Origin of the sequence: Actinomyces sp. HMSC065F11, assembly GCF_001813085.1 — a bacterium.
Taxonomy (GTDB): Bacteria; Actinomycetota; Actinomycetes; order Actinomycetales; family Actinomycetaceae; genus Gleimia; species Gleimia europaea.
This window is the reverse complement of record NZ_KV811484.1, coordinates 180,202-196,302: the sequence shown is the minus strand read 5'-3', so window position 1 is coordinate 196,302 and position 16,101 is coordinate 180,202. Positions and strand designations below refer to the sequence as shown.

Annotated in this window: 17 protein-coding genes and 3 tRNA genes; 10 read left to right on the top strand and 10 right to left on the bottom strand. The window is 56.3% G+C overall.

The window, feature by feature from the left end; genetic code table 11:
- The 5 genes from HMPREF2891_RS08230 to HMPREF2891_RS08215 all read left to right on the top strand — a co-directional run.
- Nucleotides 1-1,691: DNA gyrase C-terminal beta-propeller domain-containing protein (locus HMPREF2891_RS08230; RefSeq protein WP_315940660.1), on the top strand; the 1,691-nt coding region annotated here is incomplete at its 5' end.
- Complete coding sequence (locus HMPREF2891_RS08225; protein ID WP_070618905.1) at nucleotides 1,688-2,095, top strand: DUF3566 domain-containing protein; 408 nt, start codon at nucleotides 1,688-1,690, stop codon at nucleotides 2,093-2,095. The genes HMPREF2891_RS08230 and HMPREF2891_RS08225, both read left to right, overlap by 4 nt.
- A gap of 119 nt (nucleotides 2,096-2,214) precedes the next feature.
- A tRNA-Ile gene (locus HMPREF2891_RS08220) sits at nucleotides 2,215-2,288 on the top strand.
- Between the two features lie 32 nt (nucleotides 2,289-2,320).
- Complete coding sequence (locus HMPREF2891_RS09710) at nucleotides 2,321-2,467, top strand: hypothetical protein (RefSeq protein ID WP_186822321.1); 147 nt, start codon at nucleotides 2,321-2,323, stop codon at nucleotides 2,465-2,467.
- 13 nt (nucleotides 2,468-2,480) lie between these two features.
- Nucleotides 2,481-2,553 (top strand) — tRNA-Ala (locus HMPREF2891_RS08215).
- 312 nt (nucleotides 2,554-2,865) lie between these two features.
- Here HMPREF2891_RS08215 and HMPREF2891_RS08210 read toward each other — a convergent pair.
- Complete coding sequence (locus tag HMPREF2891_RS08210) at nucleotides 2,866-3,552, bottom strand: rhomboid family intramembrane serine protease (protein WP_261666643.1); 687 nt, start codon at nucleotides 3,550-3,552, stop codon at nucleotides 2,866-2,868.
- A 182-nt stretch (nucleotides 3,553-3,734) separates the two neighbouring features.
- Nucleotides 3,735-4,256: a peptidylprolyl isomerase gene (locus HMPREF2891_RS08205; protein ID WP_070664943.1), complete on the bottom strand. Its 522-nt coding sequence runs from the start codon at nucleotides 4,254-4,256 to the stop codon at nucleotides 3,735-3,737.
- 153 nt (nucleotides 4,257-4,409) lie between these two features.
- Between HMPREF2891_RS08205 and HMPREF2891_RS08200 the strand changes: the two genes are divergently transcribed.
- Nucleotides 4,410-4,973 (top strand): hypothetical protein, encoded by a 564-nt coding sequence (locus tag HMPREF2891_RS08200; protein WP_083311317.1) that lies wholly within the window; start codon nucleotides 4,410-4,412, stop codon nucleotides 4,971-4,973.
- Nucleotides 4,974-5,140: 167 nt separating this feature from the next.
- Here HMPREF2891_RS08200 and HMPREF2891_RS08195 read toward each other — a convergent pair whose 3' ends face one another.
- Nucleotides 5,141-5,407 (bottom strand): cell division protein CrgA, encoded by a 267-nt coding sequence (locus HMPREF2891_RS08195; RefSeq protein ID WP_070618932.1) that lies wholly within the window; start codon nucleotides 5,405-5,407, stop codon nucleotides 5,141-5,143.
- 115 nt (nucleotides 5,408-5,522) lie between these two features.
- Here HMPREF2891_RS08195 and HMPREF2891_RS08190 point away from each other — a divergent pair, with 115 nt between their 5' ends.
- The 3 genes from HMPREF2891_RS08190 to HMPREF2891_RS08180 are packed head-to-tail and all read left to right on the top strand — an operon-like array spanning nucleotide 5,523 to nucleotide 7,238.
- Nucleotides 5,523-6,299, top strand: coding sequence for a DUF881 domain-containing protein (locus tag HMPREF2891_RS08190; RefSeq protein WP_070664939.1), 777 nt, complete (start codon nucleotides 5,523-5,525; stop codon nucleotides 6,297-6,299).
- Complete coding sequence (locus tag HMPREF2891_RS08185; RefSeq protein ID WP_070664937.1) at nucleotides 6,289-7,056, top strand: class E sortase; 768 nt, start codon at nucleotides 6,289-6,291, stop codon at nucleotides 7,054-7,056. Before HMPREF2891_RS08190 ends, HMPREF2891_RS08185 begins: the two co-directional genes overlap by 11 nt.
- Nucleotides 7,056-7,238: a hypothetical protein gene (locus HMPREF2891_RS08180; protein ID WP_070618942.1), complete on the top strand. Its 183-nt coding sequence runs from the start codon at nucleotides 7,056-7,058 to the stop codon at nucleotides 7,236-7,238. Before HMPREF2891_RS08185 ends, HMPREF2891_RS08180 begins: the two co-directional genes overlap by 1 nt.
- A gap of 71 nt (nucleotides 7,239-7,309) precedes the next feature.
- On the opposite strand, the gene pknB is transcribed toward HMPREF2891_RS08180, so the two are convergent.
- From pknB to HMPREF2891_RS08145, 7 genes are read right to left on the bottom strand one after another with little or no spacing between them, the layout of a single operon-like run.
- A complete protein-coding gene (gene pknB, locus HMPREF2891_RS08175) occupies nucleotides 7,310-9,100 on the bottom strand; it encodes a Stk1 family PASTA domain-containing Ser/Thr kinase (protein WP_070664935.1) in 1,791 nt (596 codons plus the stop codon).
- Nucleotides 9,073-10,416 carry a serine/threonine-protein kinase gene (locus tag HMPREF2891_RS09445; protein ID WP_083311344.1) on the bottom strand — a complete coding sequence of 448 codons (1,344 nt, stop codon included), beginning with the start codon at nucleotides 10,414-10,416 and terminating at the stop codon, nucleotides 9,073-9,075. The genes pknB and HMPREF2891_RS09445 overlap by 28 nt, the downstream gene beginning before the upstream one ends.
- Nucleotides 10,409-11,857: a peptidoglycan D,D-transpeptidase FtsI family protein gene (locus HMPREF2891_RS08165; protein WP_070664932.1), complete on the bottom strand. Its 1,449-nt coding sequence runs from the start codon at nucleotides 11,855-11,857 to the stop codon at nucleotides 10,409-10,411. The genes HMPREF2891_RS09445 and HMPREF2891_RS08165 overlap by 8 nt, the downstream gene beginning before the upstream one ends.
- A complete protein-coding gene (locus HMPREF2891_RS08160) occupies nucleotides 11,854-13,251 on the bottom strand; it encodes an FtsW/RodA/SpoVE family cell cycle protein (RefSeq protein ID WP_070664930.1) in 1,398 nt (465 codons plus the stop codon). The genes HMPREF2891_RS08165 and HMPREF2891_RS08160 overlap by 4 nt, the downstream gene beginning before the upstream one ends.
- Nucleotides 13,251-14,543, bottom strand: a complete 1,293-nt coding sequence (locus HMPREF2891_RS08155; protein WP_070664928.1) for a PP2C family protein-serine/threonine phosphatase — start codon at nucleotides 14,541-14,543, stop codon at nucleotides 13,251-13,253. Before HMPREF2891_RS08155 ends, HMPREF2891_RS08160 begins: the two co-directional genes overlap by 1 nt.
- Nucleotides 14,543-15,031, bottom strand: a complete 489-nt coding sequence (locus tag HMPREF2891_RS08150) for an FHA domain-containing protein FhaB/FipA (RefSeq protein WP_034508431.1) — start codon at nucleotides 15,029-15,031, stop codon at nucleotides 14,543-14,545. The genes HMPREF2891_RS08155 and HMPREF2891_RS08150 overlap by 1 nt, the downstream gene beginning before the upstream one ends.
- On the bottom strand, nucleotides 15,032-15,739 hold the full coding sequence (locus HMPREF2891_RS08145; protein WP_070618966.1) for an FhaA domain-containing protein: 708 nt from the start codon (nucleotides 15,737-15,739) through the stop codon (nucleotides 15,032-15,034).
- 140 nt (nucleotides 15,740-15,879) lie between these two features.
- Between HMPREF2891_RS08145 and HMPREF2891_RS08140 the strand changes: the two genes are divergently transcribed.
- A tRNA-Leu gene (locus HMPREF2891_RS08140) sits at nucleotides 15,880-15,963 on the top strand.
- Nucleotides 15,964-16,101: the final 138 nt, after the last annotated feature.

Sequence of the window (16,101 nt, the reverse complement as noted above, 5' to 3'; positions counted from 1 at the left end):
CGGGTCGATCCGGTATGCGTCTTGTGCTTGTTCTGAAGCGTGACGCGGTTGCCAAGGTTGTGTTGAACAACCTTTACAAGCGTACGCAGTTGCAAGATTCGTTCCCTGCGAACATGCTTGCCCTCGTCGACGGTGTTCCCCGTACGCTTTCCATTGACGGCTTCATCTACTACTGGACCAAGCACCAGATTGACGTTATTGTGCGGCGCACCAAGTTCCGCCTAGAGAAAGCACGCGAACGCCTACATATATTGAACGGCTACCTTAAGGCACTTGACGCACTTGACGAAGTGATCGCATTGATCCGGCGCTCACCAACCGTGAACGATGCGCGTACAGGCCTTATGGAATTCCTCGAGATCGACGAGATCCAAGCAGACGCAATTCTCGCTATGCAGCTTCGGCGCCTAGCCGCACTCGAGCGCCAGAAGATTATGGATGAGCACGCAGAGCTTTCTGCTCGCGTAGCGGATCTTGAAGACGTTCTTGTAAAGCCGGAGCGTCAGCGGCAGATCGTTTCAGAGGAGCTTGCGGAAATCGTCGAGAAGTACGGTGATGATAGGCGCACGCGTATCGTTCCGTTCTCGGGCGAAATGTCCACGGAAGACCTCATCCCTGAGGAAGACGTGGTTGTCACAATCACCCGTGACGGTTTCACAAAGCGCACCCGCGTGGATTCCTACAAGAGTCAACACCGTGGCGGTAAGGGAATTCGGGGCGCGAAGCTACGTCAAGATGACGTTGTGCAGCACTTCTTCGTCACTACGACCCACCACTGGCTGCTGTTCTTCACAAATCTTGGCCGCGTTTACCGCGTCAAGGCGTACGAGATACCTGAGGGTGGCCGCGATTCGCGCGGACAGCACGTTGCGAACCTCCTGGCATTCCAACCGGATGAGGAGATCAGCGACGTCCTCGCTATCAAGGACTACGATCAAGCCGATTACCTGGTTCTTGCAACCAAGTCGGGCTTGGTCAAGAAGACCGCCCTTCAGGATTACAACTCGCCGCGAAGCGGTGGCCTGATTGCGATCAACCTTCGGGACGTCAATGGAGAGCCAGACGCGGTGGTATCGGCAAAGCTTGTGAATGCTGACCAGCACCTCATTCTCATTTCCAAGATGGGGCAGGCTTTGCGTTTCGAAGCTAGTGACGAATCTGTGCGTCCGATGGGCCGTGCAACGTCAGGTGTGCGCGGCATGAAGTTCCGCGACGGGGACTACTTGCTTTCCCTCGACGTTGTACATGAGGGGCGTGACCTCCTTGTCATCACAGAGGGCGGATTCGCCAAGCGGTCCGCTATCGACACTTACCCAACGCGTGGCCGCGGCGGCCTTGGCGTCAAGGTAGCGAACCTCGTGGATGAGCGCGGCGACCTCGTAGCTGGCCTTGAAGTCACCGAAGAGGATGAAGTGCTTGTCATCATGGAGAGCGGCAACATCGTGCGGAGCGCGGTAAGCGAAGTTCCGCGCACCGGTCGTAACACACAGGGCGTGACCTTCGCGCGCCCCTCGAAGGATGACCGTATTATCGCAATCACTAAAAACTTGGAATCACAGTTGGATGACGATTCCGAGGCAGTAGACTCAGGTGATGAGGCCACAGCAACCACGGAAGCGCAAAATGCAACTGAGGTTGCCGAAGGAGTCGAACCCGATTCCGCGGCGCGAAATGAGGAAGGTGACGAATGAGCGACACCTCGCGATCTGACGTTCAGCAAGGTTGGGAGCAGGACACCCCGCATCAGGTAATGCTGGCAGTTGCCCGAGTTGATCCATGGACCGTCATGAAGGTCAGCTTCATGCTTTCTGTGGCATTTGCAATCGCAACGGTTATTGCGTCTTTCGTGATCTGGCTGATGCTCGACGGCATGCACGTATTTGCCGACATCGAACATTTCCTGGTCAGTATTGGTGCCGAATCGTTCGTCAAGCTGCTTGACTACGCTCGCCTGCCGCAGGTGATGTCCATGGCAACTCTTGTGGGTGTGGTAAACATCGTGATTCTCACGGCGCTATCCACGCTGGGTGCGCTCATTTATAATCTCGTCGCTGCACTTGTGGGCGGCGTGCGAGTCACCCTCATGGACGAATAACCAACCTGCGAAACGAAAGTGCTGGTCATTCTAAATCCTTCTAATGTAAGGATTGTCACTGATGGCAGTTTGGAATTGTCCAACTGCGTTGGGTAATCTTATTTGGTGCGAGAGCGCAAGGGCCTATAGCTCAGTCGGTTAGAGCGCTTCCCTGATAAGGAAGAGGTCGCTGGTTCGAGTCCAGCTAGGCCCACAGGCGTTTGAAGCACAGTAACGGAGGCTCGTATGATTCGCGAAGGACTACGAAATCTAGTTATTGGTGGGATCGTTGGTACAGTAGGTCTTGTGACTTACCAGATCACCCGCGATCTTTCAGACGATAAGAATCTGTGGCAGGCTATCCAGGCTGAACCATCTAACGCGATGGACTAACAGATTCCCAATAGGGGCTATGGCGCAATTGGTAGCGCACCTGCTTTGCAAGCAGGGGGTTAGGGGTTCGAGTCCCCTTAGCTCCACAACCACCCGGCCGAATAGGCCGGGTTTTTTAATGCCCGAGGTTGTCCGCACGGTTGTCTAAAACCGGAGCCGATTGTGGGGCGCGATTTGGGAAACATTGCGGCGCTATGCAGCATATTCGTTTAGATTCTCTAACAAACACCACTTATGCACAGGTATATCCACACCTGGGGAAACTTACACATATGTAGTTTCTACAATGTTGTTCCTTGGAATCTCAGGTAGTTTAAAGTACTCAAACAGTAATAGAACCCGACCTGTGGAAAACCAGCAGGTCGGGTTCGAAACAGTTGTGGAAATCTGTGTATAACTCAGCTGTAGAACTGAGCAAGCCCCCAGTAGATCCCGTAGTTCAGGGCTAACAGCGCTACAAAAATCCCAACAGATGCCAACACCGTGGCGGTGGTTTGGCTCTTTTCAGTCTTTCCAGGCCTCGGTCTTGCCAGGCGCACCAAAATCCATGCAACAAGCGCGCCCGTGATCAAACCACCTAGATGTCCTTGCCACGAAACTCCAGACACAACGAAGCCGTAAACAAGGTTCACGGCTAGCAAAACCACAATCGACGTTGTGTCTGAGCCAGAGGCCTTTTGGAGCACGAAAATAGCTGCAAACAAACCAAACAATGCGCCCGATGCGCCCACTGTCGCTCCCATTAGAGAAGTGGGATCAACAAACCCCCACGCCAGCACGAACAGTGATCCGCCCATTGCAGAAGCCGCGTACAGAACCAGGTAGCGCCCGGCCCCAAGGACCTGTTCCACGGGGTTACCAACGATGTAGAGCGTCAGCATGTTCAGCCCTAAGTGCAACAGTCCGCCGTGCACGAGGGCAACCGTGAGTAGGCGCCACGGTTCGTGCATTGACCAGGCGGGCACATACATTAACCAAACCTGGAGCGGCTTGTAAACCGTAGCAAGAAGCGAAACCGCGATGGTTATGCCAAGAATCCAAGTGGTGATGCTCTTACCCTGCAAGCGATATGCCGGCCGGCGCATGCGGGCACGAGTAGTGCTGTTCGCACACTCGGGGCAGATTGAACCTACCTCAGTGTGGATAGTGCAGTCCGAGCAGGTACCTCTTCCGCACCGTTTACATGTGGAAATGGCGGGGAGGTTAGGGTGACGAGGGCAGGCCACAGCGGGCTGTGACCTGCGTTCGCCGTAGCGTGGCTGGTCGCTCACTCTTCGATGTCAATCGTTTCGACTACAACGTCCTCAACCGGCCTGTCATTCATACCCGTTGGGACTGCGGCAATCGCGTCTACAACCGCCTTAGACTCGTCGTCAATAACCTTGCCGAAGATTGTGTGGTTACCCTGCAGCCAGGTGGTTGGAGCAACGGTGATGAAGAACTGCGAGCCGTTGGTGCCGCGACCCATACGCTTGCCTGCATTAGCCATTGCGAGTACGTACGGTTCGTTAAAGTTCAGCTCCGGATGGATTTCGTCGTCAAAGTTGTAACCGGGGCCACCAACGCCAATGCCAAGAGGGTCGCCGCCCTGGATCATGAATCCGGGAATAACGCGGTGGAAAACAACGCCGTCGTAAAGCGGTGCGTTGGTCTTTTCACTCGTTGCCGGGTGCGTCCACTCCCGCTTACCTTGCGCAAGTTCGGCAAAGTTCTTCACCGTAATCGGTGCGTGGTTGGGGAAAAGTTCGATGGCGATATCGCCCATATTTGTGTGAATTGTTGCTTTCATACTGCAATTGTCGCAGATTTGTTTGGATATGTCTTTATTGATCGCCCAAGATTAGCGGCCGGTTCATCCTGCAATGCGCGCGGTTTCAGTGCAAAATGGAAGGGATAGTGTTTCGCTAACGCGAAGCTGATTCTCAACGTAACGGAGGAAATGATGGGCAAGCTAGATACTAAGAAGCTCCATCGTGAGGCCGATGCCGCAGCTGAGGCCGCGATGCGTCATGGCGAAGAGTTTGTAACGAAGGCGCAGAACCTGGCGCAAGAGGGCGCAGAATGGGTTGCTCCTCGCGCTCAGTACCTGTGGGATGAGACGGTTAAGGCAACCGCCCCGGTGCTAGAGGAAGCCGCGGATCGCGTCCGTCCCTACTTGGATGATGCTCAGGCTGTAGCCAGTGATTACGCCAAGCGCGGCGAGAAGGCTGCTCGTGCAGCGTCCGCGGCAGCAAAGAAGGACGGTACTATTGCCGAGCGCGTACAGCGCGCGGGTGAGGCCAGCCGCAAGGAGCTCACAAAGCCGAAGAAGTCTGTTGCCGGTACGGTAGCTAAGACGTTCGGGTGGGTACTGCTCGGCACCGCGGCAGCGGGCGTTGGTTACCTACTTTGGCGTCGTTCCCAGCCGATTGAGGATCCTTGGGCAGAAGAGTACTGGGCGGACCTCGACACCGATGTTGACATCGTGGAAACCCCGGCAGAATCTGCTGAGGAAACCGAAGAGTAAGCCAAACTTAGCTTCTTCTACAAGGGAGGTTGAGGCCGCGGGCCTCGGCCTCCCTTCAAATTTCAAACCCCTTGGTAGCTACAGCTTTACATCGGTGACAGGCATGCTAGAAGCGGCCTAGAAACACAAAAATGGTGGGCATTACGCCCACCATTTTGCGTGAAACTTTAACGCCAGCGCAGTGTCATGAGGAATCCGGTCATCATGAAACCAAGGCCGATTGCGAGATTCCAGTTGCCAATGCCAGGAATTGGGAAGCGAGCCCCCGTCATGTACATGACGACCAGCCAGAGTAGGCCAATGATTAGCAAAGTTACGAACGTGGGAGCCCACCAAGACGGGGAGAGTGGGATGCCGTCAGTCCACGACTTGATTTCCAAATCATCCGTATGAGACGAGTTGGACGTCTTCTTGCGTTTTCTTGATTCAGGCACGCCTAATACCTTCCGACAGAGCCCTACCCGTACACTGGTTACATTGGATTGGGCAAATGATTAAAATCCTGTAATAGCGTACCAAAAGTAGCAGACATCGCGAAGAGGAGGGCTAGTGGAAAACGCGGATATGCGCGGCGCTCACCGTGGCGCGCACAGTCGCGGAGCTAACCATAGCCGCAAAACTCCTTTTTCAGAGCGCCTGAAACACTTTTTTGGCCGTGGATTCGTGCTGTTCTTAGCTGGTTTGCTGTTTGCTGGTGCAATGACGTTGCGTCCTTCCGCTGGCTCGAGGTACGACTCAGATCTGTTGTCTCTGGTGGCCCGCAAAGAAGTTACCGTGAAAGAGCTATCGGCGGCCAACGAGGACATGTATAAGCAGATTGACCAGATGATCGCGGCTGTTCCAGATCAGCCGCAACTGCCCGTTTCAGAACGTACGCGTGTGGAGTTAGCCGGGCCAGGCGTCACGGTAACGTTAAATGACGCTCCGATACCGGAACCATTACCGGAGGGCGTTGTGGCGGACGACCTCGTAATTCACCAGCAGGACATAGAGGCCGTTTTTAATGCTCTGCTAAGTGGCGGTGCAGAGGCGCTCAGCGTGCAGGGCCGGTTTGTGCGCGCCGATTCGAAAGTTTCATGCGTGGGCAATGTAATCAACATCGACGGTAAGCTCTACTCGCCCCCCTACGAGATTGGGGCGATTGGCGATTCCGCCAAAATGCGCCGCGCGCTCTCGCAGGATCCACAGATCGCCATACTGGGTGAGTACGTAGCTCGGTTCAACTTGGGTTACAGTGTTCGAGATGAATCAAACCTCAAAATTAGTGCCGTAAATCAACAGCCGGTATTCAACTTTGCGAAAGTGACGGCTAGCAATGACAACTAGCTCTTACCCCAGCAGGCGTGCAGTGGCGCGCAAGAAACCAAGCCTGTTTATTAGGTTCATTGGTGTTCTTGGCGAGCTCATGATCACGGCTTCGCTTGTGATTGGGTTATTTATCTTCTGGCAGCTGTACTGGACTTCCTGGGAGGTCGAGGCAGACCGGGAGCAGGCGATCAGTGACTTCGAAGCGAAACTTCCAAGAGTTTCTGTCGATAAGGTTCCTCCGGCTCACACGGAGGCTCCACCTGAGTTCACCCCGGTGGGTTATGGCGAAACCATGGGCATTTTGCACATACCCGTTTGGGACAACATGAAAGTTCCGGTGGTGCACGGAACGGCACAGTACCTGCTGGATCAGGCGCTGGGCGGACACTATGAGTTCACGCAATGGCCGGGCGAGGTTGGCAACTTCGCGGTCGCTGCTCACAGACGATCGTACGGTAACAACTTCCGTTACGTAGATACGCTCGAAGAGGGCACACCGGTGGTTATGGAGACCTCGAACGCATTCTTGGTATACAAGGTAGTGCAAAAAGAGATCGTGCTTCCGGAGCAGACAGAGGTTATCAACCCGGTTCCTGATCAGCCGATTGGCGCCACTCCCACCAAGCGAATGCTAACGATGACCACGTGTAGTACTGAGACTGGAGGCCAGTTTGGTAACAGTCACCGCTACATCGTTCACCTGGAGTTCCAACACTGGTATGAGCGCGATGAGGGCATGCCACCCGAACTGAAGTCTGAGAAGGAGGGCGCATAATGTATGCCGCTATCTTCCGCCTGCTGCCGGGCCCGAAGTGGTTAAAGGTTGTCTGGTCGATCCTGCTGATTGTTCTAGTGGCCTGGCTACTTCTTGAGTTTGCCTTCCCCTGGGTCCAAGACACGTTTAACGTGGTTGACAATACGGTGGATGTGCCGGATGTGACAACAACAAGTACGTAATCGTTTCACATAAGCAAATAGATTGGCGGCCCGTGACATGAGTTCACGGGCCGCCCATCTATCCGTAAGGTTTATTCCCCATTTTCAGAGGGCTGTTCCGCAGGTGGTTGTGGCTGCTCCTGAGCGGGAGGCTGTGTGGGAGCGGGGGCCTTGGCAACCGTGACGGTAATCGTCGTGTCCTTGGATACCGTTCCAGTTGCGGAAAGGCTCATTACGGTGCCCTCCGCGTGGTCTGCGCTCTCCTCGGTCTCCACGTTGGTGTTGAGGCCCAGCTCCTGCAGTGCTTGGAGCACCTCGTCGCGGGGGCGCCCAACCAGGTCGGCTGGTACAGAAACGTTGCCAGACGCGATGAATAGCTTCACCGACTCGCCTTCGCTGATTTTAGCTCCAGCCTCTGGATCGGTCTTGATAACCCGTCCCTTCTCCTGCGATGGGTCGTCAACGGTGACAACGTCAGAAACCTGTAATCCGTTTTGCTTGAGTTGATCTCGAGCTTGTTGCTGGGTTAGGCCGCTAACGTCAGGAACCGTTGTGTCTGCAGGACCTGAAGAGAGGACCACCTTGACGGTTGTGCCCTTATCTACGATCGTGCCTGCTTCCGGGTTAGATGAAATGACCGAGTTTGCAGGAATTTCTGAACTTGCTTCGGTGCTTGCAATGGCAAACTCTAATCCGGCTTCCTTTAGCGTCGCGATTGCTTGTTCTTGAGTCTGTCCAACAACGGTTGGAACCGGAACTTGTTCTACTTCCGGCTCCGCGGAGTTAGTGGCAAACCACCACACCAAGCCGCCAATCATGGCAAGGGCAACAACGATAAGTAAAGCGATTGGCCAGCGCTTCTTCTTGGGTTCCTCCTCCAAGGTGTCAATGCGCGCCATGGTTTGCGTATCGTAGGCGGGGGCAGGAGGTGGCATGGTTGCTGCAGGCATCGTCATAGTGGCTGGGGACATAACCTGCGTTGCTGGCGCCTGCCATGAGTCCGTTTCGGGGGCCATTACGAGAGCGCCGCGCGCAGCTCGATTGAGGTCGGCACGCATCTCTTCGGCAGAGCTGTATCTGTCGTCACGGTTCTTCGCTAAAGCCTTGAGGACAACTCGGTCAATTGAGTCCGGCACGTCACTGGTGATGGACGAAGGTTTGGGCGGAATCTCTGACACGTGCTGGTAGGCCACGGCGACAGCAGAATCTCCCTTGAACGGAGGTTGTCCCGTGAGAAGTTCGAACAGGACACAACCCGTGGAGTAAATGTCAGAGCGGGCGTCAACCGGATCGCCGTGCGCCTGTTCCGGGGATAGGTACTGAGCAGTTCCAACCACGGCATTCGTCTGCGTCATAGTGGCTTGAGAGTCCGTGAGGGCACGCGCGATACCGAAGTCCATGACTTTGATCTTGCCGGTGTTCGTTAGCATTATGTTGCCCGGTTTAATGTCTCGGTGAACCAGACCGTGCACATGTGAATATTCGAGGGCGGAGAGCACGCCAGAGATGATCTCTACGGCCTCATCGATAGGAACAGGAGCTCCTCCTGCCAGGAGGTCGCGCACCGTGTGCCCTTCTACGTATTCCATAACGATGTAGGGCACGGAGACGGTTGAGCCGTCGGGTGTTGTCACGTCCTCTTCGCCAGTGTCGTAAACCGCAACTATGTTCGGATGGTTCAAAGACGCGGCAGCCTGCGCTTCGCGGCGGAAACGGGTTTGGAAAATAGAGTCTCGCGCAAGGTCAGTGCGGAGCATCTTGATTGCGACCACCCGAGAAAGGCGCGTATCGAAGCCAAGATGTACCTGCGCCATGCCTCCACGGCCGATCATCGACCGCACTTCGTAGCGTCCGGCTAGGCGGTGGGTGTGGTTGTCAGCCATACTTGAACCTCCGTTGATGTGTTATCTGCCAGAATACTCGTAAATCGTCCGTGGCTCGCAGTAGGGCTTGTGGAGCTCGGGTTGCTGTTGAAAGCAAACATGACTAGCAGTGTGACAATAAAAATGACAATGGCGACAAATAATAACTCTTGTAGTTTCACCGCGTAAGCGTTTGACGCTGCGTGTCTAAAGGCCTTGTTATTAGCCGGTTGTCGCCGTGATTTAGGGGCGTATTGTGCCCGAGTGGGTAAGTTGCTTTTAGTTGCAGGTTTTGTGGTTCGGTTGTGTTGGTCAGATTTGAATGCGGGGGGCGCGTCAGATCGCAACTTTGTGGCAGTGGTTTTGCGTGAAGTGGCCACGTCAGTGCGTCTTTTGGTTGCGGCCTCGTTAGTGGATTGTTTCTTCGGGATCGAGGTGGTGAAGCCCGCGCGATTGCGTTCGAGGGCAACTGGTGGCGCGTCAGGTAGCGAGACCGGTTGAGGATTGGTGGGGAGCCCAAGGGAGAGAGCGGCGCTAGATAGCTGCTTCGCGAGGGTAGCACCATCTTTTGGCCGATCTGATGGTTTCTTTTCCAGTAGCTTCATGACGATTCGCGCCAGCTCTTTGGGAACATCGTCGGGTAGCGGCGGGACTTCATCGTTGACGTGGGCAAACGCGACGTCCACCTGAGTTTTGCCGGTAAACGGACGCTTTCCAGCAAGTGCCTCGTAGGCGATAACGCCTAGCGCATACAGGTCGCCACTGTGGGTTGCGGGATCTCCCATCGCCTGTTCGGGTGGTAGGTACTGAGCGGTTCCCATAACCATGCCGGCCTCAGTCATGGTGGCTTGGCCAGGTGTTGTGGAAATGCCAAAGTCGGTGAGCTTAACCAAACCCTCGGGCGTGATGAGGATGTTGGAAGGCTTAATGTCACGGTGGACGATTTCGCGGTCCTTGGCTGACTGAAGTACGTACGCGGTTTGGATAAGGATGGGTAGTAGCTGGTCTGGCGCGATGCGGTTACCGCCACGCAGATACTCGTTGAAGGGACGGCCCTCAACGTACTCCATGACAATCCATCCGGTGCCATCCTCCTCACCGTGGTCGAGGACCGCAGCGATGTTGGGGTGTTGGATGCGCATGGCGTTGGTTGCTTCCATGCGTAGGCGCTGGAGGAAGGTGGCCTGACCGGTGAGCTCTGGTTTGAGGATCTTCACGGCAATGTGTCGGCCAGTGACTTTATCTCGCGCGGTCCAAACTTCGCCCATGCCTCCCGTAGCAACCTGGCGGACAAGCTTGTAGCGCCCGCCCAGTACTTTTCCGCTGTAGTTACTCATTGGCAGACTCAACTTCCAAGAGTTGGCGGACCACTGGGCCGGCGTCAGTTCCGCCACCCACGTACGGGTTGATGTCATCGCCCTGGATGGCTACGGCAACAACTACGGGGTTGTCATTGGCTATAAAGGCTACGGACCAGGCGATGTTGCGATCTGCTACCTCGGCCGTACCGGTTTTTGCAGCAACGGTGCGGCCGGGCAGATACATGGTCCCGCCCAAGCCGTACCGGGTGTCAACTACCGCAACCATCATTGTGCGCAGTTGAGAGGCAACTTCGGGTGTGATTGGGGTGGCGAGGAGCTCTGGCTTAGTGTTGGTTTGAACCTCAAGATCGGCGTTTACTACCGAATCGATAAGGTACGGCTTCATCAGTTGGCCATTGTTTGCCACCGCTGCAGCGATCATAGCCATTTGTAGAGGCGTGACTTGCACGTCGCTTTGCCCAATCGCGGCGAGGGCTGTTTGGGCTTGGTCTAAGTCCTCGGGATATGCGGAGGGAGTAACTGGTAGCGGGATGGAAAGATCCTGCTCGAAGCCGAAGTCTAGGGCCTTCTGGTGGAGTTTTTCTGCGCCAACTGTTACACCGCCCTCGGCAAAAGTCGTGTTGCACGAGCGCGCAAACGCCTCGGTCAAGGTCGGGTTGCCGTCACCGCACGCGAGGCCGCTAATGTTAGGCAGGTCGGTTTCAGTGCCGGGTAGGCGATATGAGGCTGGGCCGCTCACCTTCGAATCTGGAGTCAGGCCGGATTCAAGCATTGCTGCAGCAGTTACAAGCTTGAACACTGAACCGGGCGCGTAGCGATCGCCTGCAATGGCGCGGTTCTTGAGCGGTTTTCCACTGTCTGCGTCAAGCTGCTTGTAGTAGTCCAATGCGGCCGCCCCGTCTGGGTCGGCTAGTTTGTTCGGATCGTAGGATGGGGAGGAGTAGAGGGCGCGGATTGCTCCGGTCTTTGCCTCGATGGCAACAACGGCTCCTTCGCGTCCTCCAAGGGCAGATTTAGCAGCTTCTTGGAGAGCGGCGTCGATAGTTAGGTTGACGCCGCCACCACGCCGCTCCTGGCCGGTGAGCAGGTTTTGGAGTCGCTGGGTGAAGAGGGAGGGTGCGTCGCCTTCAAGAATGTCGTCGGCGGCGGATTCGAGGCCGCTGGATGACCCGAGGTTTGTGGAGAACCAGCCGGTGAGGTGCCCGTAGAGGTCGCCAGCCGGGTAGCTACGGTTGTATCTGTGGGAGTCCGGGATTTTCACTGACTCGGCGATTGCAGTGCCGTTCACGATGATGGGGCCTCGGTCGCGTTCCGCGGCATGCAAAATGGTGCGCGAGTTGCGCGCGTCCGCGTTAAGTTCGGGCGCCTTGTAGAACTGAATGTAGGTGGCTGCTAGCGCCAGCGAACACACCATGGCGAACAGGATGATGTAAAGCTTACGGATTTGATCGTTCATCTGGCGCCTTCCGCAACATCATTGGGGATAGCAACCGGGGTTGGGGGGCGGCGCGACGCGTCGGATATGCGTAGCAGTAGGGCCACGGAGATCCACGAGGCAACCATGGACGAGCCACCTTGCGCGAGGAAGGGCGCGGTGAGGCCCGTGAGTGGAATCAGGCGGGTGATGCCGCCGAGTACTACGAATAGTTGGAGTCCGAGCGAGAAGCTGATACCGGTGGCAAGTAGTTTGCCAAATCCGTCGCGCACACCGATTGCAGCGCGCAGTCCGCGCTCGATCAGGATTAGGTACAAGAGCAAAATGGCCATCAGGCCGGTGAGGCCAAGTTCTTCTGCGAGGGAAGACAGGATGAAGTCAGACTGCGCGAAGGGCACTAGTTGCGGGTATCCGCGCCCCCAGCCGGTGCCGAACAATCCGCCTGACGCCATGCCAAACTGGCCTTGCACTACCTGGTGAGAACCGCCGATGGCGTTGTAAATGTCGTTGTCGTACGCGTGTAGCCAGATAGTGATGCGCCGCCCAACGTGGGGGAAGGCTTGGATTGCGAAGTAGGCGGCTGGTGCGAATAGTGCCGCGCCGATGATTAGCCAGGAAACGCGAGCGGTGGCTACGTAGATCATGGCGATGAACAGGCCGAAGAATAGTAGCGAAGTGCCGAGGTCACGCTGCAAGACGAGCACGAGGATTGCTACCAGCCATGTGAGCAGGATGGGGCCGAGGTCGCGTGCGCGAGGCAGGCGGATACCGAGGAACTTCTTACCCCCAACGGTGAGCATGTCGCGGTTGGTGACGAGATATCCAGCGAAGAAGATGGCGAGGGTGATTTTTACGAACTCGGCAGGTTGGACGGAGAACGGTCCGAGGTAAATCCAGATGCGCGCACCGAAATGTTCTTGTCCAAGTCCGGGAATGAGGGGCAGGATGAGTAGAACGATGGACACGAACATGGCGATGTAGGTGTAGCGGCGCAGGTTTCGATGGTTGCGTACGAGGATGAGTACAACTGCACCGGCCAATAGCCCCACGGCTACGAAAATCAGCTGTTTCATACCGACAATCGGGTATTGCGATTCTGGTGGGAGGTTCTCGTTTAGCGCCTTGTAAGACATGTCGAGCCGGTAAATCATGGCGAGGCCAATGCCGGTCAGTCCGACAGCCACGGGCAGGATCACTGGGTCGGCGTGTGGAGCGAGTTTGCGCACCCCAAGGTATGCAACGGTTGAGAATACGACGAGGATTACCACGTGCCAAAGGATGTTGGCGGGTAGTTCATCGGTTCGATTGAGGGAAGTGAGGGCGTAGCCTCCCAGGCCTGCGGCCGTGGATAGGACAAGCAGGAGCAGCTCTAGGATGGGCCGCGATCTTGGAGGGGAGATCGTTACGGTTGCCATTAGCTCTCCTTAGTGGCAGCCGTTGTTGGCGAGCTAGTTCCAGATTCGGATGGCGTAGTTTCGCCTGTTTTATCATTCTGCTCAGTTGTCGAAGTTGTCTTATTACTCTCAGCTGTGCGCTTCAAGGACTCAACATACTGGTTGATTTCCTCCATTGAGGATCTGCGTACAGGCTCTTGTAGGCGCGTGCGTTCAACGGGGAGGAGATCTGCAGCCTTGAGCTCGGTTAGTTCAACTGGATGAGACAACTCGAACGGGCCAACCGCCTGCGGAATGCCTTGGAATATGACAACCTGGTCTTCCACCAATTGCGCGTAATACTGGGTTTGTGACCAAACGTATCCGCCCCAAGCGCCCAGAATCACCAGCGTTGCAACGATAAGGGCGAAGAAGGGTTTAACCCAGGATTTGGGTTTCAAGTCTTCGGGTTCTTCCTCATCGAGGATGGTTTCGCGCGGAGCAAGGTTGGCGGCGCGTGCGGCAGCGCCCCCGCCTCCGCGGCTAGGAAGGTTGCGATCAACCGCTGCGGCGCCCACTACCTGAGGGGTTTGCGCGTCGATGGAACCGGCAGGAACGACGTCTGCGATCACGCACGTGATGTTGTCGGGCCCGCCCCCTCGTAGGGCAAGGTTGATTAGCTCCTCGGCACATTCGCCAGGATCGTCGATGGTGGATAGCGTTTCGATGATTGTGTCGGCGGAAACTACGCCGGACAGCCCGTCGGAGCACAGCAACCACCGGTCACCCACCACGGCTTCGCGTACGGATTCGTCGGGCACAACGTCAGAGCCAGAGTCTCCAAGAATGCGTAGCACGATCGAACGCTGCGGGTGGTTTTCAGCCTCTTCTGGCGTGATTTGTCCGGTTTGGATTAGGTACTGCACAAACGAGTGGTCGGTGGTGACCTGCGTGAGGTTGTCGCCGCGAAGAACGTATGCGCGCGAATCACCGATGTGTACCATCGCAAGTTTTGACCCTGATCTCATAAGGGCAATGCACGTGGTGCCAAGGCCTTGCAGTTTAGGGTCGTTCTTGGAGCGTTCAACCAGCTCCTCGTGCGCGGCATTCAGGGCGTCGCGGAGGAGGGGAAGCATTTGTTCGGCCGGATGGTCGTCCGCATCGAGGGGGGCGAAGTGGGCGACGGCCACGGATGATGCTATGTCTCCGCCCGCGGGCCCGCCCATGCCGTCGGCTAGCAGGAGCAGGTGCGGCCCGGCATAGCCGGAATCCTGATTGTTTTTACGCACAAGGCCCACGTCGGACCTGGCGGCGAAGCGGAAGTCAACTGCCATTAGCTCACCAGCTCAAATGTGGTTCTACCAATGCGAACGTTAGCGCCAAACGTGAGGCGGTGGGGCCGGTCGATGCGCTCGTCGTCAACGAACGTGCCGTTTGTGGAGCCGAGGTCTTCAACCCACCAGCCTTCATCGTCCAGGTGCAGGCGGGCGTGGCGCGAAGACGCGTATTCGTCGTCAATTACGAGCGTAGAGGCAGGCGAGCGGCCGATGGTGATGTCCGCATTACCTAGCTTCATGGTGGTACCAACCAGGGGACCTCCGGTGATAAGGAGTTTGGTTGGCGTTGCGGGGGCTGCACCGCGTTTGCGGCGTCGTTTGGATTCAGCGAGGTGCTTGTCAGCCTCTTTGCGGCCTGCGCCGCGCGGCGTGACCACGGTTCCGAAGATGTCTTGGCGTAGCAGTGAGACAGCTCCGAGCGCCACCGCCCAAAGTAGGAGGAGATAGAGGAGCCGGAGCAGCGTGAATGCTAGGTCAGAAGCCATCTACGTGTATTGCTCCTTTGCGGCAGATGTCCAAAACAGGATGCGCGTGCGTCCAATCACCAGCTGATTTCCGTCCACCAGTGTGGCGGCGTCTACCTTGTGTCCTTCGACGTAGAGGCCGTTTGTGGAACCGAGGTCGGAAGCAATCACGCCGTCCGGGGTTTTGCGTAGTTCGAGGTGGCGGCGAGAAACTCCGGAGTCTGAGATGGTGATGTCGGCTTCGGCTCCGCGGCCGAGGATGGTGACGGGCTCGGTGAGGATCCAGCGTTCACCCTCTACGTCGATGATCGGGTTGGACTCGGTGGCAACTTGGCTGGTGGCTGGGGCTACCGCCCCGCGTTTGGTGCCAACTTCGATTTCGAGTTCACCCGTGAGCTCTTCAGGACCTTCCTCAATATTCACGTCGATGGGGCCGACGAGAGCGAAGTTGTTTTCTTCGGCGTGTTCGCGCGCAGTGTTTTCTACTTCGGTGGCGAGGACGTCAATGCCAAGCTCTTCGAGTCGCTTCATGTCGGAGGGTGCGACGCGGACGGTGTACTGGTTCGGGGCGATAGCGCGATCCCGGGAATATTCCTGGACGTGGTTGTCCATGGCGCTGCGCACCGCCGAGCTGACGTCTACAGGCTTTAGTTCAGAGCGGAAGATCCGGGAGAAGGTACCTTGCACGCCTTTTTCGATTGCTGATTCGAATCGGTCAAGAAACCGCATTGTCCACCCCCAATAGGTAGCTCCATGGTTTTGCTACAAGCTCGGAATCTACGCTACTACTTTGGCCATATTATAGCGATTGCGCGAGGTTGGCTGAATTTGCCTCACAGGTTTTGATTTTATATGCTGATCTAGCTTTAGCCCGGGTGGCGGAATTGGTAGACGCGCACGGTTCAGGTCCGTGTGCCCTTACGGGCATGGGGGTTCGACTCCCCCCTCGGGCACGATTGTTATGTTTCGGGACATCGTTCATACGGTGTCCCGACATTTTTTATGCTTTGGGGCTTTGATGTGTCCCGTCATCGTTCCGTTTTTGGGCTGGTAGTTTCCGGTTATCGCCACGCGCTGAGCCATGGTCGGTT